17 protein-coding genes are annotated in these 21,095 nt (G+C 72.4%); 2 read left to right on the plus strand and 15 right to left on the minus strand.

Features of this window, described 5'->3' with window-relative positions; all coding sequences use genetic code 11:
* Window positions 1-27: 27 nt before the first annotated feature.
* The 11 genes from ACWED2_RS02740 to ACWED2_RS02790 form a co-directional block, all read right to left on the minus strand.
* Entirely contained in the window at window positions 28-996 is a 969-nt protein-coding gene (locus tag ACWED2_RS02740) for an N-acetylglucosamine kinase (protein WP_449688707.1), read from the minus strand.
* The gene (locus ACWED2_RS02745) at window positions 993-2,258 is read right to left on the minus strand and encodes a 6-phospho-beta-glucosidase (RefSeq protein ID WP_449688708.1); all 1,266 of its coding nucleotides are present in this window, start codon (window positions 2,256-2,258) and stop codon (window positions 993-995) included. Before ACWED2_RS02745 ends, ACWED2_RS02740 begins: the two co-directional genes overlap by 4 nt.
* A complete protein-coding gene (locus ACWED2_RS02750) occupies window positions 2,255-3,145 on the minus strand; it encodes a carbohydrate ABC transporter permease (protein ID WP_449688709.1) in 891 nt (296 codons plus the stop codon). The genes ACWED2_RS02745 and ACWED2_RS02750 overlap by 4 nt, the downstream gene beginning before the upstream one ends.
* On the minus strand, window positions 3,142-4,173 hold the full coding sequence (locus tag ACWED2_RS02755; RefSeq protein ID WP_449688710.1) for a carbohydrate ABC transporter permease: 1,032 nt from the start codon (window positions 4,171-4,173) through the stop codon (window positions 3,142-3,144). The genes ACWED2_RS02750 and ACWED2_RS02755 overlap by 4 nt, the downstream gene beginning before the upstream one ends.
* Complete coding sequence (locus ACWED2_RS02760; protein ID WP_449688711.1) at window positions 4,170-5,528, minus strand: extracellular solute-binding protein; 1,359 nt, start codon at window positions 5,526-5,528, stop codon at window positions 4,170-4,172. Before ACWED2_RS02760 ends, ACWED2_RS02755 begins: the two co-directional genes overlap by 4 nt.
* An 11-nt stretch (window positions 5,529-5,539) precedes the next feature.
* Window positions 5,540-6,745 carry an ROK family transcriptional regulator gene (locus ACWED2_RS02765; RefSeq protein ID WP_449688993.1) on the minus strand — a complete coding sequence of 402 codons (1,206 nt, stop codon included), beginning with the start codon at window positions 6,743-6,745 and terminating at the stop codon, window positions 5,540-5,542.
* Window positions 6,746-6,995: 250 nt separating this feature from the next.
* Window positions 6,996-8,015, minus strand: coding sequence for an NAD(+) diphosphatase (nudC, locus tag ACWED2_RS02770; protein ID WP_449688712.1), 1,020 nt, complete (start codon window positions 8,013-8,015; stop codon window positions 6,996-6,998).
* A complete protein-coding gene (locus tag ACWED2_RS02775; protein ID WP_449688713.1) occupies window positions 8,015-9,394 on the minus strand; it encodes a M16 family metallopeptidase in 1,380 nt (459 codons plus the stop codon). Before ACWED2_RS02775 ends, nudC begins: the two co-directional genes overlap by 1 nt.
* Complete coding sequence (locus ACWED2_RS02780; protein ID WP_449688714.1) at window positions 9,391-10,683, minus strand: M16 family metallopeptidase; 1,293 nt, start codon at window positions 10,681-10,683, stop codon at window positions 9,391-9,393. The genes ACWED2_RS02775 and ACWED2_RS02780 overlap by 4 nt, the downstream gene beginning before the upstream one ends.
* Before the next feature lie 63 nt (window positions 10,684-10,746).
* Window positions 10,747-12,255, minus strand: coding sequence for a DUF2207 family protein (locus ACWED2_RS02785; RefSeq protein WP_449688715.1), 1,509 nt, complete (start codon window positions 12,253-12,255; stop codon window positions 10,747-10,749).
* Window positions 12,256-12,269: 14 nt separating this feature from the next.
* Entirely contained in the window at window positions 12,270-13,982 is a 1,713-nt protein-coding gene (locus ACWED2_RS02790; RefSeq protein WP_449688716.1) for a DUF2207 family protein, read from the minus strand.
* A gap of 404 nt (window positions 13,983-14,386) precedes the next feature.
* On the opposite strand from ACWED2_RS02790, the gene ACWED2_RS02795 reads away from it, so the two are divergent.
* On the plus strand, window positions 14,387-15,589 hold the full coding sequence (locus ACWED2_RS02795) for a neutral zinc metallopeptidase (RefSeq protein WP_449688717.1): 1,203 nt from the start codon (window positions 14,387-14,389) through the stop codon (window positions 15,587-15,589).
* 6 nt (window positions 15,590-15,595) lie between these two features.
* Here the strand turns inward: ACWED2_RS02795 and ACWED2_RS02800 are convergent, their stop codons facing one another.
* Window positions 15,596-16,588: an RDD family protein gene (locus ACWED2_RS02800; RefSeq protein WP_449688718.1), complete on the minus strand. Its 993-nt coding sequence runs from the start codon at window positions 16,586-16,588 to the stop codon at window positions 15,596-15,598.
* Window positions 16,589-16,621: 33 nt separating this feature from the next.
* Between ACWED2_RS02800 and ACWED2_RS02805 the strand changes: the two genes are divergently transcribed.
* The gene (locus ACWED2_RS02805; RefSeq protein WP_449688719.1) at window positions 16,622-17,629 is read left to right on the plus strand and encodes a stage II sporulation protein M; all 1,008 of its coding nucleotides are present in this window, start codon (window positions 16,622-16,624) and stop codon (window positions 17,627-17,629) included.
* On the opposite strand, the gene ACWED2_RS02810 is transcribed toward ACWED2_RS02805, so the two are convergent.
* Genes ACWED2_RS02810 through ACWED2_RS02820 form a run of 3 tightly spaced genes read right to left on the minus strand, consistent with a single transcriptional unit; the run spans window position 17,626 to window position 21,018 of the window.
* Window positions 17,626-18,918 (minus strand): DUF58 domain-containing protein, encoded by a 1,293-nt coding sequence (locus ACWED2_RS02810; protein WP_449688720.1) that lies wholly within the window; start codon window positions 18,916-18,918, stop codon window positions 17,626-17,628. The genes ACWED2_RS02805 and ACWED2_RS02810 overlap by 4 nt on opposite strands.
* Before the next feature lies 1 nt (window position 18,919).
* Entirely contained in the window at window positions 18,920-19,885 is a 966-nt protein-coding gene (locus ACWED2_RS02815) for an AAA family ATPase (protein ID WP_449688721.1), read from the minus strand.
* Window positions 19,882-21,018 (minus strand): DUF4350 domain-containing protein, encoded by a 1,137-nt coding sequence (locus ACWED2_RS02820; protein WP_449688722.1) that lies wholly within the window; start codon window positions 21,016-21,018, stop codon window positions 19,882-19,884. The genes ACWED2_RS02815 and ACWED2_RS02820 overlap by 4 nt, the downstream gene beginning before the upstream one ends.
* Between the last annotated feature and the right edge of the window lie 77 nt (window positions 21,019-21,095).

Here is a 21,095-nt window from a genome sequence, read left to right on the forward strand (position 1 = left end):
ACCACTCACGACAAGGTGACCACCCTCTTACTCGCGCTGGGTCGCCGCCTTGAGCGCCGCCTTCGCGGCCTCGGGCGCGCCCAGCGTGTCGAGGCCGAACAAGGCGGCCCCCACCACGGGGTTCACGTCGACGACGCGGACCACCGCGCGCGGCGCCACCTTCAGGCACCGCTTCTCGATCTCCGCGATCACCGGCGCGCCGACGCCGGTCAGCACGCCGCCGCCGAGCACGATCTCCGGCGCGTCCTCGGTCAGGTCCAGCTCGCGGAGGATCACCGCCGCGAACACGCTGACCTCCTCGACGAACCGCGTCACGATGTCCTGCGCGACCTCGTCCCCGGCCGCCGCGACTTCGAACAGCAGCGGGCAGAGGCCGTGGATCGACACGGGATCGATCTCCTCGAAGTGCAGGCCCTGCACGACGTCCAGCAGTGTCGGCTTCCCGAAGTACGCCGCCACCGCGGGCATCAACGCCGTCCGTGGGCCGCGGCCGTCCTCGGCCCGGACGGCCCACCACAGGGCCTCCTCACCGAGCCGGTAGCCGCCGCCCCAGTCGCCGGAGATCTTGCCCAGCGCGGGAAAGCGGTGCACGCGGCCGTCGGGCCCGACGCCGGCGCCGTTGATCCCGGCGCCGCAGACGACCGCGACGCCCACCCCCGCGCTGCCCGCCCGCAGCAGCGCGAGGGTGTCGTTGCCGACGGTCAGGGTGTCGCTCCAGCCGCGGGCCGCCAGCGCCGCGTGCAGCACCTCTTCTTCCCGGGGGAAGTCGAGCCCGGCCAGGTACGCGGAGGTGTGCACCGCTTCCGGCCGCGTGCCGAACGCGGGGTACGCCTCGAGCACCAGTTCCTCCAGCGCCGCCACACAACCCGCGACGCCGATGTTCTGCGGCGACGCGCCGGGGCCCCTGGACTTCCCCAGCACCACGCCGTCTTCCGAGATCACCAGGACCTCGGTCTTGCTGTTGCCGCCGTCGATCGCGATGACTGCAGGCTTCATCCGCGCGCCCACGGCAGGTACTCGCGGTTGATCTGCACCAGCGAATCGGCGAGCGTGTCGGCCTTGCTGTACTGACCGACCAGCGGGTGCGCGAGCAGGGCGTCGGCCACACGGTCGCGGCCGCCCTTCAGCGCCGCCTCCAGCGCGAGGTACTCGTACGCCGTGGTCGCCGCGATCAGCCCGGAGAACCGCGGCTCGACCGGCGGCTGCGGGATCGGCGTGGCGCCGGAGGAGTCCACAGTGGATCGCGCCTCGATGACGGCGTCGTCCGGCAGGAACGGGAAGGTGCCGTCGTTGCGGACGTTCACCACGTGCTCCTCGGCCGGGCCGCCCGCGGTCAGCGCGTGCACCAGCTGCACGGCGGCCTCGGAGTAGTACGCGCCGCCGCGCTTCTCGAGGGACTCCGGTTTCGTGTTCCGCTCCGGGTCGAGGTAGATCTTCAGCAGTTCCTCCTCGACGTCGGAGACGACGTCCGCGCGCGGGCGCTCCGTGCGCTGCTTGGTGACCTGCTCGTCGTGCGCGTAGAAGTACTTCAGGTAGTACGACGGCACGACGTTCATCCGCCGCAGCCATTTCTCCGGCACGCTGACTTCGTTCGAGAGGTAGTCCAGGTGCTGTTCGAGGAGCTCGGGCAGCCGGTCGACGCCGTCGACGAGCGCGCCGCGCTCCCAGCTCAGGTGGTTGAGCCCGGTGTGGACGAGCTGGACGTCGTCCGCGCCGACGCCCAGCAGCTTCCCGAACTGCCGCTGCAGGTTGATGGCGACGTTGCACAGCCCGACCGCGCGGTGGCCCTCGTTCAACAGGGCACGCGTGACGATGCCGACCGGGTTGGTGAAGTTGACGATCCACGTGTCGTCGCCCGCGATCTTGCGCACGCGCTCGGCGATGTCGAGCACCACCGGGACCGTGCGCAGCGCCTTCGCCAGCCCGCCCGCGCCGGTCGTCTCCTGGCCGACGCAGCCGCAGGCGTGCGGGAACGTCTCGTCCGAGCGCCGCGCCCGCTGCCCGCCGACGCGCAGCTGGATCAGCACCGCGGAAGCGCCGTCGACACCTTCTTCCAGCGACTGCGTCGTCCGCACCTTCGCCGGGTGGCCCGCATGCGAGAGGAGCCGCTGGCTGAACCCGCCGACCGCCTCGACGCGGTAGGCGTCCGGGTCGACCAGCACGATCTCGTCGACGTCCAAAGTGGACCGGCGGCCGGCGATCCCGTCGATCAGCTCCGGCGTGTAGGTGGACCCGCCACCGACGACTGCCAGCTTCATCCCTTGACCCCCGTGAACGTGATGCCCTTGACGAACGACTTCTGCGCGAACACGAACAGCACGATCACCGGCGCCATGATCAGCGCGGTCGCCGCCATCGTCATGTTCCACTCGACGTGGTGCATGCCGCGGAAGGAGGCGATGGCCAGCGACAGCGGCCAGTGGTCCTGGTTCTCGCCGGTGTAGAGCAGCGGCCCGAAGTAGTCGTTCCAGGTGAACAGGAAGCAGAACATGGCGGTGGCCGCGATCCCGGGCTTGGCCATCGGGATGAGCACGCGGTACATCGCCTGGAACTCGTTGCAGCCGTCGATCTTCGCCGCTTCGAGGTAGTCCTTCGGAATGGTGAGGAAGAACTGCCGGAGCAGGAAGATCGAGAACGCGTCGAAGAAGAAGTACGGCACGATCAGCGGCACCAGCGTGCCGGTGAGCCCCAGCCGCACCCACAGGTCGTACAGCGGCACGACGGTGACCTGCGGCGGCAGCAGCATCGCCGCCACCGTGAGCATGAAGAACAGGTTCTGCCCGCGCCACTTGAGCTTCGACAGCGCGTACGCCGCCGGGATCGCCGAAAGCAGCGCACCCACCGTGGCCAGGGCCGAATACAGCAGGCTGTTGCCGAAGTATTCGAGCAGCGGCGCCTTCTGGAAGACCTTGACGAAGTTCTCGAAGTGCCATTCGGTCGGCCACAGGCTCGCCGTCATCGCCTGGTCGCTCTTCATCACCGCGGTGAGGAAGACGAACAGGATCGGCAGCATGAAGATCACGCCGAGGGCGATCCCGATCGCGTGGGTGGCGATGTAGGACAGCCGCTTGTCCCAGTTGCGCTTGAACCGCACCTTCGGCGGTACACCCGCCGCGCGCTGCGGCGCTTCGGCCAGCGCGGTCATGCGCCCTCCTCCTGGTGCTGGGACTTCCGGAGCTGCCGCACGAGGATCCACGTGAAGCCGGAGCTCACGATGAACAACAGGACGGCCATCGCCGCCGCGTAGCCCATGTTGAAGTAGCGGAAGCCCTGGACGTACAGCCAGATCGGGTACGTCAGCGTCGAGTTCTGCGGCGCGCCGATGAGCTTCGAGTTTCCGGCCACGTCCGCCGTGCCCGCGCTCGCCGAGGCCGCCACGATCGCCTGGGTGAAGAACTGCAGGGCGTAGATGATCGAGTTGACCACGCCGAACAGCAGCACCGGCGAGATCGAGGGCAGCGTGACGTGCCAGAACCGGCGGATCGGGCCGGCGCCGTCGAGCTCGGCGGCCTCGTACTGCTCGGTCGGGACGTCCAGCAGCGCGGCCAGGATGATGATCATCAGCTCGCCGGAGCCCCACAGCGCGAGCAGCGTCAGCGCGGGCTTCGACATCGCCGGGCTGTTGAACCAGAGCCCGCCGTCGATGCCGACCAGCCGCAGGAACCGGTTGACCGGGCCGAACTCCGGGTTGAACACGAAGACGAACGCCAGGGTGGCCGCCGCGGGCGGGGCGAGCGTCGGCAGGTAGCAGAGCGTCCGGACCAGGCCGACGCCCGACTTGAGCCGCGAGATCACCGACGCGATGCCGAGGGAGAACACCACGCGGCAGACCGTCAGGACGACCACCAGCCACAGCGTGTTGTACGCGGCCGTGCCGACCAGGGGCTCGGTGGTGAACATCCGGACGTAGTTGTCGAAGCCGATGAACTGCGGCGGGTTGATCAGGTCGTAGCGGGTGAAGGAGTAGTACACCGTGGCGATCAGCGGGTAGCCGAAGAAGATCAGGAACCCGAGGAACGCCGGGGCCATGAAGAACAGGACGGTCCGGCGGCGCTTGGCCCGGCGGGCCCCCGCCCGCGCCTTGCTCGGCGCGGACGGGGTTCCGTCGGTTTCGACAGCGAGCGTGCGGGGCGAGGTACTCGTTACCGCCGAGACCCCATCGGACAGAGTCATCCGCCCGCGCCCTTCTGCTTCAGTTCGTCGTCGATCTGGGCGTCGACCTTGGCCAGGCCCGCGGTCAGGTCCGGCACCGAACCGGCCTGCCACTTCTCGGCGAAGTCGTTGACCGCCTTGAGGTGCGCGTCGCCGATCGGGGTGGTCTGGTTGGCGACCAGCTTGCCGCTGTCGTAGATGTCGAGGAACGTCTTGAACTGCGGCTGCAGGTCCAGCTTCGGCGAGGTCAGCGACGCCTTCGTGCTGGGCACGTTCTTCAGGCCGTTGGCCATGTCCACCAGGGTGTCGGTGTCCAGGGTGACCTGCTTGATGAGCTCCCACGCGGCGCCGGGGTTCTTGGCGCCCTTGGGGATCGCGATGATCGTGCCGGTGGTGAACCCACCGCCGTAGTGGTCGGCCATGCTGTCGAGCACCGGGGCCGGGGCGGTGCCGTAGTTGACGTTCGGCGCCTGGTCCTTGAGGAACGCGGTGCGGAACTCGCCGTCGTAGATCATCGCCAGCTTGCCCTTGTGGAAGCCGTGGTCGGCGGAGTACTCGTCGCCGAGGCCGGCCTTGAACTGCTCGACCTTGTCGTGGCCGCCGTAGAAGTCGATGAGCTGCTTCTGGAACTCGAACATCGCCTTCCAGCCGGGGTTGGTGGCGAGGTCGGACTTGCCGTCCGGGCCGAGGAAGGGCGCGCCGAAGTTCGGCGCCCAGTACTGGGCCTGGTTGGCGTAGAACGGCATCGAGGGCAGGAAGCCGGCGACCTTGATCGAGCCGTCCGGGTTGAACTCGGTCAGCTTCTTGGCGGCCTCGAACAGTTCCGTGGTGGTCTTCGGCGGCGAGGTGACGCCCTTCGCCGCGAACATGTCCTTGTTGTAGTAGAGCCCGTAGACGTCCGCGAGCATCGGCATCGCGCACCGCTTGCCCTGGTACTCGGTGTAGTTGCGGACCGCGTCCGGGATCTGGTTCAGGTCGATCTTGTCGCGCTCGATGTAGGGCTTGAGGTCCTGGAAGCTGCCGGTGGAGCACCAGGCGCCGAGGTTGTCGGTGTAGAACGAGATCGCGACGTCCGGTGGATTGCCACCGCGGATCGACTGGGTGAGCTTGTCGTCGTCCTGGTTGCCCTCGTGCTTGATCTCGATGTTCGGGAACTTCGCCTTGAGCTTGTTGAGGCCGGCCGTGACCACGCCGTACTCGCGGTCGGTGAACTTGGAGTACACGGTGAGCGTGAGCTTGTCGTCCTTGCCGGGCGCGGCCGCGGCGTCCTTCGTGGACGGCGCGGCGGCGCCGGAACAGGCGCTGGTCAGCAGGACGGACGCCGCGGCGGCGGCCACCAGCAGGGCGCCACGGCGGGTCCGGGTGGTCGGGGGCATGGCCCTCCTCCTCATCGGTCGGGGCTGGGGGGACGGGTGCTGTCGCCCTCGGGCCTGCGCGACCCGAGGAGCGTGGGGGTGACGACGCCGAAGACGTCCTCACGGGTGGTGGCGAGCGCCGACTGCAGCGCGCCCGCGCGAACGGCGTTGCCCTGCACGGAAGCGCAGCCGACGGGCGTGCGCGGCAGGACGAGTTCGTGCAGCTTTTCCTGCACGAGCGCGGCGAAGTCCGCTCCGCCGGCCCGGCTGGTGTCGCCGCAGAGGAGCACGAGCTGCGGGTCGGCGACGGCGACGAGGTTGGCGACCCCGCCGGCGACCCTCCTGGCGAGATCGTCGAGGAAGGGGTGGCCTTTCCCGGCGTTCTCCACGGCTTCCCAGGCAGTTGCGGCTTCGATGCCGTGCGCGGCGGCGAGCCGGCAGATGGCGGGCGAGTCGACGAGGTTGCCGAACCGGGCGCCGGCCTCGGGCCAGACGTCGCCGGTGTCCACGGTGGCCGGATCCGGCACCCGCATCCAGTCGATCTCGCCGCCCCCGCCGGTGGCCCCGCGCAGCAGCCGCCGTCCGATGACGACGGCACCGCCGACGCCCTCGGACAGCCAGACCATGACGAAGTCGTCGACGTCCTGGGCCATCCCGACGGTCATCTCCTCGACCGCGACCAGGTTGACGTCGTTTTCGATGAGGACGTCGACACCGAGTTCGTCGGACAGCTTCTGCGGGACGTCGAAGCCGAGCCAGCCGGGGATGTGCGGGGCGGAGGAGAGCAGGCCGGTACGCGGATCGAACGCCCCCTGCGCGCCGATAACGACGTGGGCCAGGTCCGTTCTCTCGATCCCCGCTTCCTCGGCGACCTTCTGGAGTGCTTCGCCGAAGGTCCCGACGACATCGGCCCCGGCGTGCACGGGCAGCGGCGTCCGGTATTCGGCGAGCACCACCCCGGCGACGTCGGCGACGACGAAGTCGGCCACGTGCGGCGTCAGATCGACGGCGGCGACGAAGGCGAGGGCGCCGTTGGCCGCCCAGAGCTGGGCGCGCGGCCCCCTGCCACCGCCTCTGACGCCGGCCTTCATGACGAGGTTGTCCTGCTCGAGCCGGGTGAGCAGCTGCGCGGTGGCGGGTTTCGAGAGGCCGATGGCCAGCTCGAGTTCGGCCCGCGTGAGCGGCCCCTCCCGCAGGAGGACCTCGATGGCGGCGCGATCGTTGATCTCGCGCAGCATCCGCGGGCTACCGGCTCGCACTCGTTCCTCCGGACTTAATTAGGATACTTTACAGACGGTTTCCGGGGACTGTAGTGAGCCGCGGCACAGCCGTCAACGGTCCCGCGAAACGGCCAGGTAACGCTTGGGGTCGCGGTAGGCCACCTGGCCGAAACCTGCCGGTGGCGGCGGCCTCCCTGCCACGGAGCGCAACAAAAACGGCCCCGGCGGGTAGCCGGGGCCGTTCGTGGTCGCACTCTGTGGCGGGTGGTTACTCCTCCGCGTCCGCCCAGGCCTTGAGCATCACGCGGGCAATGGACGAGTTCCCCGGCAGGATGATCTCCGCCGCCCCATCGGCGATCGGCGTCGGCTTGGAACCCTCGCCCCGGACCGAACTGTTCTCGAACGCCGCGCGCACCTCGGCCCGCGACACCCACAGTGCCTCTTCGATCTCGCCGTCCGCCGGGGTCAGCGGCAGCGACCGGTCCGCACGGGCCGTGAACCCCAGCATGATCGACCGCGGGAACGGCCACGGCTGGCTGCCCAGGTACCGGACGTCCGAGACGACCGCGCCGACCTCTTCGTGGATCTCGCGGACCACGCACGCCTCGAGCGACTCCCCCGCCTCGACGAACCCGGCCAGCACCGAATACCGCCCCGCCGGCCAGATCGGCTGGCGTGCCAGCAGTACGTGCGACCCGTTGACACCCTCCTGGGAATGGACCAGGCAGATCACCGCCGGGTCCGTCCGGGGGTACTCCTCGCGGCCGCAGCCGGTGCACTTGCTCGCCCAGCCGAACTGGACCAGCTCCGTCGCGCTGCCGCAGCGCGCGCAGAACTGCGCCTGGCGACGCCAGAAGCGCAACGCCTGCGCCGTCGTGAACAGCCCGGCCGACGTGTCGTCCAGGAGGTCGCCGTACCCGCGCAGCTCGACCCAGACCTCGCCGTCCGCGCGCGGGACCTCCTCCACGAAACCCCAGCTGCCGGCCATCTTCACCGTGTCGGCCGAGTCCGACGGGCCGCCCGGCAGCGACCAGTAGTCGACGTCCTGCCACTCGCCGAGGAACACCGCGTCCTCGGGCGGCGAAGCACCGAAGTCGACGGCCTTCCGGAACGCCAGTGCCGACGCCCCCTCGGCCACCGGGGTGCGCCCGGTGTCGTCCAGGAGGACGACCCGGGCGTCGGCCCAGCGCGACACCAGCCGGGCCGGGTTGGTGCGCAAGTCTTCCTGCCGGTCCACTGTGGACCTGGACAGGGTCGGCAGGGCACCGAGGGCGAACGGGACGGACATCAGGCGGGCTCGCCCACGACGACGTCGCCGAGCGCCAGGAGCTTGCGCTCCAGCACCGCCGCGTCGCCGACCACCACGCCCGTGAACCGCTTGGGCGCGAAGTACTTCAACGCCGCTTCCGCCACCTCGTCGGCCGTCACCGCCGCCACCCGCGCCGGGTGCTCGTTCAGCCACTCCAGGCCCAGCCCGGTCGAGGCCAGCGCCAGCACCTGGCCGGCCAGCCCGGCCTGCGACGACGTCGAGGTCAGCAGCGAGCCGATCGCGTACTGCCGCACCGACTCCAGCTCGTCACCGGACGGCGGGACCTGGCCGAGGCGGCCCAGCTCGTAGCGGGTCTCCAGCAGCGCCGGGGCCGTCGCGTCGGTCGCGGTGTCCGCGTCGACGTTGACCACCGCCGTGCCGTCGGTGAACTCGAAGCCCGAGTGCGCGGAGTACGTGTACCCCTTGTTCTCGCGGATGTTCTCCACCAGCCGCGACGAGAAGTACCCGCCGAAGGCCAGGTTCGCCAGCTGCAGCGCCGCGTAGCCCGGGTCGGTGCGCGGGATCGTCTGCGCCGACAGCCGGATCTGCGACTGCACCGCACCCGCGCGCGGCACCAGCAGCACGCTCGGCCCGGTGAGGTCGGGCAGCGGCGGCAGCCGGACGGCGGAGCGGTCCGACGCCCAGCCGCCGAGCACCTTCTCGAGCTCGCCGATGACACCCGACGGGTCGAGGTCGCCGACCAGCACCATGACCGAGCCCCGCGGCAGCACCGACGCCTGGTGCAGCGCCCGCACCTGCTCGGGCGTCACCACGGCGACGTCTTCGGCGCGCGGGACCTCGCGCGTGGCCGGGTGGTCGCCGTATCGCTGCTTCTGCAGGGCCTCCCGCGCGATCGTGCGCGGCTGGGTGCGCGAGACGGCGATCCGCTCGACCAGCCGCTCCTTCTCGCGCGCGATCTCCTCGTCGGCGTACGTCGCCCCGGTGAGGACGTCGCCGAGCACGTCGAGGAACGTCGGCAGCTTGTCGGCGAGCGCGGACCCGGTGAGCACCAGGCGCTCCGGGTCGACGCCGGCGCCGATGTCGCCGCCGATCAGCGCCAGCTCGGCGTCGATCTCGATGCGGTTGCGCCGCGCCGTGCCGGTCAGGATCGTCTCGGCGAGCACCTCGGCCGTGGCCGGGTGCAGCGCGTCGTCGCCCGCGAACGGGATCCACAGGCGCGCCTCGACCATCGGCACGGTCGCCTTGCGCACGGCGAGCACGCGCAGGCCGTTCGCCAGCGTGGTGTCCACATGGGACAGATCGGCGGCGGCCCGCTGCTCGCCCAGCGGGGGCAGCGGGCGCGGCCCCCGCGCGGTGCGGCCGATTTCCTCCGCACTGCGGTGCGTTGCAGAAGTCACTGCTCGTTGTTCCCTTCCGAAGCGGGCTTGACCACCAGTACGGCGCGCGCGTCCGGGCGCAGCGCCTTCGCCGCCGCCGACACGGCCTCCGCGGTGACGGCGGACATCCGGTCCGCGAGCCGGTACACCAGCGACGCGTCGCCGTAGAGCAGTTCGAACGAGCCCAGCGCCAGGGTCCGGGACACCAGCCTGTCGTGCTCCGAGTGCAGGCTCGCCGTCCAGCGGGCGGTGACCTTGCGCAGCTCTTCCTCGCTCGGCGGGGTCTCGGCGAGCTTCTCCAGCTCGTCGTCGAGCGCGGCGAGCACGCGCTCGCGGGGCACCTCGTGCGGGTGGATCAGGGTGATGGTGAACGTGTCCGGGTCGCGGGCCTCGAACGGGCCGAACAGCCCGGCGCCCGCCCCGATGTCGACGACCAGGGGCTCCTTGTGCACGAGCCGCTGCTGCAGGCGGGAGCCGTCGCCGTCGGTGAGCACGCCGGCCAGCACGAGGTAGGCCAGGTAGGCGTCGACGTCGTTGATCGGGTCCGGCATCCGGTAGCCGATGCCCAGCGCGGGCAGCGGGGCGTGCGCGTCTTCGACCTCGCCGCGCAGCTCGGTGGTCGGCAGCGGCTCGGCGAACGACGGCCGCTCCGGCGCCGGCCGGTGCGGGACGTCGCCGAAGTGGTCCTCGATCAGCTTCTTGGCGTTCTCCACCTCGAAGTCGCCCGCCACCGTGAGCACGGCGTTCGCCGGGGAGTAGTAGGTGTCGAAGAACGCCGCGCAGTCGTCGACCGTGGCGCTTTCGAGGTCCTCGAAGCCGCCGTAGCCGTTGTGCGCGTTGGGGAACGTCGAGTACAGCACCGGCGGCAGGGTGATCCACGGGAACCCGCCGTACGGCCGGTTCAGCACGTTGAGCCGGATCTCCTCCTTGACGACGTCGATCTGGTTCGCCAGGTTCTCCGCCGTCAGCTTGGGCGCGCGCATCCGGTCGGCTTCGAGGAACAGCGCGCGCTCGAGCGCGGCGCTGGGGAGCACCTCGAAGTAGTCGGTGTAGTCCGGGTGGGTGGACCCGTTGAAGGTCCCGCCGCTGGACTGCACGTGCCGGAAGTGCGCGAGTTTCTCCAGGCTCTCCGAGCCCTGGAACATCAGGTGCTCGAAGAGATGCGCGAAACCGGTGCGCCCCTCCGGCTCGGAGCGGAAACCCACGTCGTAGTGCACGCTGACGCCGACCACCGGCGCGGTCGCGTCGGGGGCGAGAACCACCCGCAGACCGTTGTCGAGGGTGTATCGGACGAGCTCGGGATCGGCCATGGCCCCACCCTACGACGACCTCGCCCTTCCCGGCGTCCCGGCTCGTGAGTGGTAATTGGGGTTCTAACCCGAATTACCACTCACGAGGCTTCGGAGGCGGCCGCGGCGGGCGGCGGCGAACGTCCCGGACAACGCCGTCGCGAAGGATCCGGCCTGGTCAGGGGTGATGTCACCGTCGTGCCAGTAGCTCCGCGGCGCTTGCTTGAGGCCGTCGAACGCGGCCACCCAGGTGGCCAGTTCGCCCAGAGCGAGCGCGTACGGCAACCCGCGGGAGAAGACCAGCTCGCGCTGGGTCTTGTCGAAGTCCTTCGCCCGGACGGCGGTGACGCCGCGGAGCCGGCGAGCGACCTCGGCGCCCGCTCGCCGCCGCGCGGGCAGGGCGGCCGAGCCGGCGACGGCGGCGACCCCGGCCAGCGCGAGGATCACGCCGAGCTGGGCGTACCCGACGGTCAGGGCCAGCAGGACGGTGAGGAACACGCCGTAGCAGACGATCCGGATCCCGGTCCGGCGAAGCCGCCGCGCCGCGAACCAGCCTCGCCGGACGAGGTCGGCGTCCAGCTCGGCGCGGGGGATTTCGACGCGTCGCTGCCGCAGTTCGGCGAGCGTCACCGTGTCCTGGGGCAGGACGGTTTCGAAGACGGCGCGCTCGAAGGGCGACAGGTGCTCGTCGGCGGGGTTGCGGCGGGTCAGCCGGGACCCGTCTTCGCTCACCCAGAGGTAGTTGCGGACGGCGAGGTCGAGCACGGTCGCGGCCAGGTCGAGCGGCCCGGCCCGGCCGCGCAGGAGGGCACCGGCGTGGCCCGGCAGTACCCCGGCCGGGGACGCGAACTCGCCGTTCGCGGCGAGCAGGCTCACCTTGTCCGGTTCGCCTTCGCGGGTGTCACGACGGCGGGCCGCCCCGACCAGCGCGGCCGCGATCAGGAGCAGCGCGCCGAAGGCCACCCAGGCCCAGCCGACCGGGGCGGTGAGGACGAAGGCGCCGGCGATCGTCTTCGCCGGGACCAGGACTTCGTTCGCCGGAACGGTGCCGGCGGGCAGCTCGACGGTCGCCGTCATCCGCTGCCCCGCGGCGAGGTTCTGCTGGCTGAACCGGGTCAGCCCGGCGTGGTCGATCTGCGCGGCCGCGCAGGGGAGGTCGCCGACGACGCAGTCGACGGCGGTGGGGATCTTCGGCGCCGCGAAGGACGCGCGGAGGAACTTCAGCTCGGTGTTCCAGCCACCGGCGAGCTCCCAGGTGACCCGGTCGACGGCGACCGCACCGTCCACTGTGTACCGGAGGACCGACGTGCCGGGCGTGAGGTGGACGGTGAACGCGTCGTCGTCGACGCTCGCCGTCCCGCTGCCTTCCAGGACGACGTCGCGGACGCCGTAGACGCGGTCCCGGTGGTGGGGTGCCGGCACCCGCAGGGCGACCCGGCGGTCCATCGTCACGCCGTCGGGGACCGAGATCGCCTCGGCGACCGAAAGCGAGCCGTCGCGCTGCACCTTGAGCTGGATTTCCGCGCTCTGCGGCACGGTGGGCAGGGGCGGCTGGTCCGCGGGGCCGGCGGCCAGTGCGAGCGCCAGGAGCACCCCCGCGAGCACGGTCAGCGGGCCGCGGCGGCGGTGAGCACGCCGTCGAGCGCGGTCAGGAACGACGGGAAGCGCGCGCCGAAGCGGCGCAGGTCGGGTTCGGCCTCCATGCCGCCGTACCAGTACAGCCCGGCCGAGCCGTCCGCCGACGGGTTGAGCCCGGCGAAGGTGCCGAGCCAGCGTTCGGTGTCGCCCAGGACGACGGCGTACGGCAGCGAACGGGAGAACACCAGCTCGCGGTCCGCGGGCGGGATGTCGTCGGCCTTCGCGGAGTGCAGGTAGTCGAGCAGGCCGCGGACCTGCCCGGCCAGCGCCCGGCCGCGGGCGGTGCGGGACGGCAGCAGGGCGGCCACCGCGACGACGGCGAGCCCGGCGAGCGCGAGGGCGACGCCGAGCAGCGCGTACCCGGCGGTGAAGGTGAGGACCGCCGTGGTGACCAGGCCGAGGGTGAAGATCCCGGCGCCGAGCCAGGTCAGCCGGCCGCGGGCGGTGTCGGGGCGGCGGGAGAACCAGCGCTTGCCGACGACGTCGGCGTACATCGCGTCGCTGATCCGGCGCAGGTCCAGGCCGCCGCGGGCACGCAGCTGCGACACCAGCACGGTGTCGGTGCCCGGTGGCAGCAGGGTTTCGCAGACCGCGCGCTCGAAGTCGTGGAGGTGCTCGTCCGGCGGGTTGCGGCGGGCGATCTGCCAGTCGTTCCCGGGGACCTCGGCCAGCCACAGGTAGTTGCGGACGGCCAGGTCGACCACGGTGGCGGAGATGTCGACGACGTCGACGGTCTCGTCGACGACCGTGCCGACCTGACCGGGCAGCACGCCGTCCGGGCTGGCGAAGAAGACGCGGTCGCCGTCGCGCAGGAGGACCTCGACCGGGCCGGTGGCGGTGCGCAGCGCGCCGGCGTCCTGCTTGCGGCGTCGCCACACGAAGAGCGCGGCGGCCACGAGGAAGGCGAGCAGGACGGCGAAGGCGATCCCGGTCAGGGGTGTCAGAGCGAAGGCGTTGGCGAGCAGGCCGATGGCGGCGAACTCCGCGTTCGCCGGGGTGGTGCCCGCGGGCAGGCCGACGAGGAGGTCGACGCGGTCGCCGGGGCGCACGTCGTTCTGTTCGAGCCGGACGACGCCGGTGTGGTCGAGCTCGGCGAGGGTGCAGCGCTGGCTGGAGCCGACCGGGCCGGCGAAACAGTCCACAGGGGACAATTGGGTCGACGGGGCGATCAGTGACGCGGTGAGCTTGGCCAGCGGGGTGTCGAAGCCGCTGGCGATCTGCCACCGGGCCTGCTGGCGGCCGTTCAGGTCGGCGATGGCGCCGTCGACGGTGTACGTGACGTCGCCGGCGCCGGCCGGGAAGGTGAGGACGAGCTGGTCGCCGGTGAGTTCGCTGGTGGCGCCGTCGGTCTTGACGTCACGGACGGCGAAGACGCGGTCCTGGTCGTCGCTCGCGGGGACCTTGAGGGGAACGCGCGAGACGAGCCGCTGCCCGCCGGGGACGGTGACGTGTTCGGTGACGGAGAGCGTGCCGTCGCGCAGGACCTTGAGGGCGACGTCGGCGACGGCACCCTCGGGCGTCCGGACATCCTGCCCGGTGAGGAGCTGGGGTTTCTTGGACTGGTCGTCGGGCAGGTTCGGCAGCACGGGCCCGGCCGACGGACCCTGCGCGGCGGCCGGAACGGCGCTCAGCAGCACGCCCGCGACGGCGATCGCGGCGGCGGTCCCCCATTTCTTCGACACAGCACCACACCCTAGAGCACTCGATCTATGCTGACGGCCGGAACGGCTCGATCACCGCAGGTACGCCGCTTCCGACGGGGAAATCGCACGGGGGGTTCCGCTCGATGACGCACGGCCCGCAGGGTCCTGGCCCGCATTCGCACGACCCGCGCCGGCCGCTGCCGCCCCCGGGAGCGCGGCCGCTGCCGCCGCCGGGGGTGCGGCCGCTGCCGCCGGGCCGGCCGCAGCCGGGACGAAGCGGAGGTCCCGCCGGCGCACCCGGGCAGGGCGGACCGCCGAATCCGGCAGGCATGCCCCCGCAGCAACCATCCCAAGGCCCCACCGGGCAAGGCGGGCTGCCGATTCCCGCACACCCGCCGCTCCCCGGCGCACCCGGGCCGGGTGGGCCGCCGACCCCGTTCGGCATGCCTCCGCAGCAGCCCCACGGCGCCGGGCGTGGCGGCCCGCCGCCCAGCGGGCCGTTCGGTCGCCCTCTGCCGCCGCCCGCGCGGGCTCCGCTGCCGCCGCCGGCTGCCGCGCCGCCGCCCGTCTTCGCCCCCGGCCATGCCGGGCCGCCCGGCTTCGGTCCGCGGTTCGCGCCCGGCTACACCCCCTATGTCGCCAAGAAGTCGAACACCGGCGTGATCGTCGCCGTCGCCCTCTTGGCGGTCGTCGCCGTCGCGGGTGGGCTCATCGCCGCCGTCGCGCTGTCCGGGAACCACAAGCGGCACGTCGCCGACGCCGGCTACGCCAGCACCTACCCGAGCACCACCACCGAGGAAACCACCACCGAAGCGACCACCTCGGCCACGTCGGCCACCACGTCGGCCGAGGAAACGACGACCGCCCGCACCACCGAACGCCGGACCCCGACGTCGCAAACCCCCACCGGCCCGCGCTCGGTCGCGGCCACCGGGACCAACCCGCTGTTCGGCAGCCCGGACTACGGCCTGCAGAACGTCCCGTGCTCGCTGAGCCGCTGGGCGGCCGACCAGAGCAGCGTGCAGCGGTTCTTCCAGTCCGGCATCGGCTGCCTCGACGCGATGTGGTCACGCATGCTCGGCGCCGTCGACCTGCCGTTCCGGACGCCGAACCTGTCGGTGCCGCGGTCGCTTTCGGAATCGTCGACACCGTGTGGCAGCGGCGGCACCACCACCGGTGTCACCCCCTTCTACTGCCCGTCGAACAACACGATCTACATGCCGATGGACCGCATCGAGCTCGACGTGTGGGGCAACCACCCGGGCCCGTACCTGTCGATCCTGGCCCACGAATACGGCCACCACGTGCAGAACCTGTCCGGCATCTCCGACGCGTACGGCAACCAGCGGTACGACGCGGGCGCCGACTCGGCGGCCGGCCTGGAACTGTCGCGGCGGATGGAACTCGAGGCGCAGTGCTTCTCCGGCATGTTCCTCGGCTCGGCGTCGGTCTCCGGCGGCTCGGTCGACAAGAACGTCTACAACGAAGCCTGGAACGCCCAGGACCGCGGCGACGACTACGCCCGCAACGGCAAACGCGACCACGGCAGCGCGAAGCACAACATCAGCTGGTGGCAGCACGGAGCTACCAAGAACCGCAACCAGCAGTGCAACACGTGGCTCTCGCCCTCGGGCGACGTCTCGTAGCGCCGCTCAGCTCGGCGGGGTGAACGGGTTCTCCACGGGTACCGGCGTGCCCGAAGGCGGCGTCGGCGGATCCGGCTGTGCCACGGCCGGGACGCTCCCCGAGCGGGGAGACGCGACGAAGGCCGGCTGCGCAGTCGCCGCGTAGCCCGCCCGCAGGTACCCCGGCTGGTCCGGCCCCGGCGGCGGTGCCTGCGGCAGCCGTCCCCGCGCCGCTTCGACCTGGGCCGCGTACGCCCGGACCGCCCGGGCGTGGTCGCGGTTGCGCCGCTCCGCCAGCACCGCCGCCAGGAACGCCCACGGCGGCACCCCGGGCGGCACCGGCGTGCCCAGCGCGTCCCCGACCTCCTGCGCGAGCCCCCAGCCCAGCGCGTGCGACGCTTCCGGGCTCAGCTCCCGGAACCGGGCGAGGAACTGGCGGCTCGACAGCGCGAGGCCGTCCGGGAGCCGCGTCAGGTCGAGCTGGGACGCCCAGCCCTCGAGCCCCGGCGGCATGGCGATCACCGCCGCGGACGCGCCGCCGTCCGGGACCCGGTCGCGGATCACCAGCGTCCCGGCCAGGAAGTCGCCCACGCGGCGGCCGTCCGACGAGCACAGCGACACGATCACCGCGACCGCGCCGAACAACCCGAGCGCCCAGAAGTCCACGACGAAGCCGGCGAGCCCGCGCACCAGCGCGTGCCGGAACCGGATCGGGCCGCCGTCGACGCGCACCACCCGCAGCCCCACCGCCATCTTGCCCAGCGAGCGGCCGCGCGAAAGCGTCTCGAACACGACCGGGTAGCCGACCGTGGTCAGCACCGTCAACACCAGCAGCAGCGCCAGGAAAAGCGACTCGTCCCCGACCGGCAACGCGATCGAAAGCACCATGGCCACGCCGACCAGCAGCGAGAACTGCACGAGGACGTCCAGCGCCATCGCCAGCGCCCGGCTGGCGAGCTTGGCCACGCGCAGGTCCAGGACGACCGCTTCGCCGGTGACCAGCTCCGATTCCTCGTGCACGAGGTCCAGCGTATCGACGGATAGGGTGGCCGGGTGGATGTGGACGTCTTCGTCGCCGCGCACGCGGCGGAGTGGACCCGGCTCGGCGAGCTGAGCCGGCGCGGCGGCAAGCTGACCGGGCCGGAAGCCGACGAGCTGGTGACGCTCTACCAGCGCACCGCGACGCACCTGTCGATCGTGCGGTCGGTCGCGCCGGACCCGGCGCTGCTCGGCAGGCTGTCGGATCTGGTGGCGCGCGGCCGGTCGGCGATCTCCGGGTCGCACAGCCCGGCCTGGCGCGAGGTCGCCCTGTTCTTCACCCGCCGGTTCCCCGCCGCGGTCTACCTGTCGCGGCGCTGGTGGATCCCGGCCGCGCTGGTGTCGATCGCGGTGATGGCGGTGATCGCCGTCTGGGTCGCGCGCGACCCGGTCGTCCGCGCGGCGCTGGGGACCCCGGCGGAGCTGAACGAGCTGACCAAGCCCGGTGGCGAGGCGGAGACCTACTACTCGACCGGCCCGGCGGCGTCCTTCGCGGCGCACGTGTGGACGAACAACGCGTGGGTGGCGGCGACCTGCCTGTTCCTCGGCGTCGCGCTGGGCCTGCCGGTGATCGCCGCGCTCTGGCTGAACTCGCTCAACGCCGGGCTGATCATCGGCGCGATGAGCGCGGCCGGCCGCGGCGACGTGATGATCGGCCTCCTGCTCCCCCACGGCCTCCTGGAACTGACGGCGGTGTTCGTCGCGGCGGGCACCGGCCTGCGGCTCGGCTGGACGGTGGTCGACCCGGGCCGCCGCTCCCGCACGGTGGCGCTCGCCGAGCAGGGCCGGTCGGTGGTGGTGATCGCGCTCGGGCTGACGTGCGTGCTGTTCGTGTCCGGCGTCATCGAGGCGTTCGTGACGCCGTCGGGCTGGCCGACGTGGCTGCGCGTCGGCATCGGCGTGGTGGTGGAAATCGCGTTCCTGGCCTACGTTTTCACGCTCGGCCGTCGCGCGGCGAAGGACGGCGAGGTCGGCGACCTCGACGCCCGCGACACCGGCGACACCCTCCCCGAAGCGGCCTAGAGCCGCCCGGCGGCTTTGAGCGCCAGGTAGCGGTCCGCCAACGCCGGCGGCAGTTCCTCCGGGACCGCGTCCACCACGTTCACCCCATGCCGCACCAGGCGCTCGGTCACCCGCTGGCGCTCGGCCGTCGCCCGGGCGGCCGCCGCCGCGTCGTAGACCGCCTCGGCGTCGCCGCGGCCCGCCAGCATCTCCGCCACCCTCGGGTCCGCCACCGAGGCCACCACCAGCTCGTGCCGCCCGGTCAGCGAGCTCAGCACCGGGAACAGGCCCTCCTCCAGCGGCGCCGCGTCCAGCCCGGTCAGCAGCACGACCAGCGCCCGGCGGCGGGTCCGCTGCAGCACCTCCGCGACCATGCCTCGCGCGTCCGTCTCGACCAGTGACGGCTCGAGCGGCGCCATCGCGTTCACCAGCGACGTCAGCAAAGACGCTCCCGACGATCCCTGCACCGCCGCCCGCAGGCGCCGGTCGTAGGCCAGGAGATCGACGCGGTCGCCGGCGCGGGAAGCCAGTGCGGCCAGCAGCAACGCCGCGTCCATCGCGGCGTCCAGGCGGGGCGCGTCGCCGACCCGGCCCGCCGAGACGCGGCCCGTGTCGAGGACCAGCACCACGTGCCGGTCGCGCTCCGGCCGCCAGGTCCGGACCATGACGTCGGCCGCCCGTGCGGTCGCCCGCCAGTCGATCGACCGGACGTCGTCGCCGATGACGTACTCGCGCAGCGAGTCGAATTCCGTGCCCTGGCCCCGGATCAGCACCGCGTTGCGGCCGTCGAGCTGCTGCAGCCGCGCCAGCCGCGACGGCAGGTGCTTGCGGCTGTGGAACGGCGGCAGCACCCGGACCGTCCACGGCACCGCGTGCGACCCCTGCCGCGCGGCCAGGCCCAGCGGCCCGACCGACCGGACCGTCACCCGCGCCGCCGTCCGGTCGCCCCGCCGCGTCGGCCGCAGCGCGGTCACCAGCGCCCGCCGCTCCCCCGGCGGCACGGCCACGGCGTGCCGGTCGGCCGCGCCCGCGCTCGGCGGCCACGCGTCGCGCAGCTGCCCGCGCACGGTCCGCCCGCCGGGATTGGCGACCACCAGCGTCACCTCGCACGGCTCGCCGAGCCGGACCGAGGTGTCGCCCGAGCGCGCGAACGTCAGCGCCCGCACGCTGCCCGCCAGCACCAGGTCGACGACGACGAGCACCAGCAGCACCGCGCCGACCACCAGCAGCCCGGTGGCCGACGGCAGGACCAGCCCGACCACCAGTGCGCCGAACAGCGCCAGCAGCCCGAGCCTTCCGGTGACGGCCATGTCAGCGCGGCACGGGCACGGACGCGAGCACGCGGTCCAGCACGCCGTCGGCGGTGACGCCCTCGAGCTCGGCTTCCGGCCGGACGTCCAGGCGGTGCCGCAGGGCGGGCCGGGCGAGGGCCTTGACGTCGTCGGGAGTCGCGTAGTCGCGCCCGGCGAGCCACGCCCAGGCCCGGGTCACCGCGAGCAGCGCCGTGGCACCACGGGGCGAGACGCCGATCCGCACCGACGGCAGCGACCGCGTCGCCCGGCACAGGTCGACGACGTACCCGATCACCTCGGGCCCGACCGTCACCCGCGCCACGGCTTCGCGCGCGGCCGCGAGTTCCGGGGCACCGGCGACCGCCTTCAGGCCCGCTGCCGCGAGGTTCCGCGGGTCGAAGCCCTGCGCGTGCCGCCACAGGATGCCGATCTCGTCCTCGCGCGAGGGCGCCGGCATGGTCAGCTTGAGCAGGAACCGGTCCAGCTGCGCCTCCGGCAGCGGGTAGGTGCCCTCGTACTCCACCGGGTTCTGGGTGGCGATCACGATGAACGGGTCCGGCAGCGGCCGGGACTTGCCGTCGATCGAAACCTGCCGCTCCTCCATCGCCTCCAGCAGCGACGACTGCGTCTTCGGCGGCGTCCGGTTGATCTCGTCGGCGAGCAGCAGGTTCGTGAACACCGGCCCTTCGCGGAAGGAGAATTCGCCGCTGTGCGCGTCGTAGACGATCGAGCCGGTGACGTCGCCGGGCATCAGGTCCGGGGTGAACTGGACGCGCGTGGTCTCCAGGTCCAGCGCCGCGGCCAGGGCCCGCACCAGCAGCGTCTTCGCCACCCCGGGGACGCCTTCGAGCAGCACGTGCCCCCGGCAGAGCAGCGCCAGGATCAGCCCGGTGACGGCGGCGTCGTGGCCGACGACGGCCTTGCCGACCTCGGCGCGCAGCGCGATCAGCGCCTCCCGGGCCCCCGTCGCGTTCTCGCTGGTCAAGTTCGCCCCACCTCTCGTTCCACGTCGTCCAATTCGCCCGCCAGCCGGACCAGCGCGGGGTCGTCCGGCACCGGCGGGCCGTAGAGGACCGCGCCGACGCCGTTCGGCGGCCGGCCGGTCCGCGTGCTCACGGACTCCACCAGCGCCGCCGGATCGGCGTCGCGCGGCAGGCCCAGCGTGGCCCGCAGCCGGCCGCGTGCGGCTTCCCGCAGCGTCTCACCCGCGTGCCCGGCCGCCTTGGCCCGCCGGTACAGCCGGGCGCGGCCCTCCGCCGTTTCGGCCGCGCGGACGACGATCGGCAGCGGCTCGGTCACCACCGGACCGAGCCGGCGGGCCCGCCACAACGCCAGCAGGGCCACGGCGACGAACGCCTGCGCGGTCCCGAAGTACCAGCCGTCCGGGATCAGGTCGAAGATCGACCGGCGGGAGTCGTCCAGTGCCGGGTCCGACGCCGTCGGCAGGTACCAGACGAGCTTCGCGTGCCCGCCCAGCAGGCGCAGTGACAGGGCGGCGTTGCCCTGTTCGGCGAGCCGCGCGTTGGTCAGCGGCGCCGCCGTGCCGAGCAGCGTCGTCGTGCGGTCGCCCTCGGCGAGCTGCAGCAGCGTTCCGCCGCCGTCCTCGCCGGGGTAGCACGAGCGCGCGCCGGGCGAGGCGTAGCCGATGCCGCCGAGCGTCGCTTCGCCCGCCGCGACCGCCGCGGCGACCGTGCACTGCGGCGGCAACGTCCCGACGTCGCTGCGGCCGGCCTGGTGCACCAGCGGCAGCGAATCGCGCAGCGTCACCTCCCCCGGCGTCACCAGGACGACGTCGGCGGCCCGCTCCCGCAGCGCGTCGAACCGCTTCGCCGGAGCCACGTCCGGGGCGGTCACCAGCAGCGTGCTGTCTTCGCCGACTTCGGCGTCCGCTTCGGCGATCGTGTGCACGGTCCGGACGTCGATGCCCTGGGCCTTGAGCAGCTGGACGAGGGCATGCGCGCCACCGGGTTCGTACGACCCGGGTTCGAGAGCGCCGTAGGCCTGCTCGCCGCGGCCCAGCAGGAGCAGGGCACCGGCGACGAAGACCAGGACGAGGAGGGCCAGAGGAATCCGGGCACCGCGCCAGATCCGGCGCAGGTCGGGCGAGACTGTTGTCATGCCGCCTCCGCGGGAAAGAGCACGTCGGCGGTGGTCATGCCGCCTCCGCGGGAAAGAGCACGTCGGCGGTGGTCATG

This window comes from Amycolatopsis sp. NPDC005003 (genome assembly GCF_053600695.1).

Excerpts from the sequence above, each read along its gene's own strand:
- ACWED2_RS02740 (WP_449688707.1), bottom strand. The coding sequence starts at position 996 with ATGAAGCCTGCAGTCATCGCGATCGACGGCGGCAACAGCAAGACCGAG.
- ACWED2_RS02745 (WP_449688708.1), bottom strand. The coding sequence starts at position 2,258 with ATGAAGCTGGCAGTCGTCGGTGGCGGGTCCACCTACACGCCGGAGCTG.
- ACWED2_RS02750 (WP_449688709.1), bottom strand. The coding sequence starts at position 3,145 with ATGACCGCGCTGGCCGAAGCGCCGCAGCGCGCGGCGGGTGTACCGCCG.
- ACWED2_RS02755 (WP_449688710.1), bottom strand. The coding sequence starts at position 4,173 with ATGACTCTGTCCGATGGGGTCTCGGCGGTAACGAGTACCTCGCCCCGC.
- ACWED2_RS02760 (WP_449688711.1), bottom strand. The coding sequence starts at position 5,528 with ATGCCCCCGACCACCCGGACCCGCCGTGGCGCCCTGCTGGTGGCCGCC.
- ACWED2_RS02765 (WP_449688993.1), bottom strand. The coding sequence starts at position 6,745 with ATGCTGCGCGAGATCAACGATCGCGCCGCCATCGAGGTCCTCCTGCGG.
- nudC (WP_449688712.1), bottom strand. The coding sequence starts at position 8,015 with ATGTCCGTCCCGTTCGCCCTCGGTGCCCTGCCGACCCTGTCCAGGTCC.
- ACWED2_RS02780 (WP_449688714.1), bottom strand. The coding sequence starts at position 10,683 with ATGGCCGATCCCGAGCTCGTCCGATACACCCTCGACAACGGTCTGCGG.
- ACWED2_RS02795 (WP_449688717.1), top strand. The coding sequence starts at position 14,387 with ATGCCTCCGCAGCAGCCCCACGGCGCCGGGCGTGGCGGCCCGCCGCCC.
- ACWED2_RS02810 (WP_449688720.1), bottom strand. The coding sequence starts at position 18,918 with ATGGCCGTCACCGGAAGGCTCGGGCTGCTGGCGCTGTTCGGCGCACTG.
- ACWED2_RS02820 (WP_449688722.1), bottom strand. The coding sequence starts at position 21,018 with ATGACAACAGTCTCGCCCGACCTGCGCCGGATCTGGCGCGGTGCCCGG.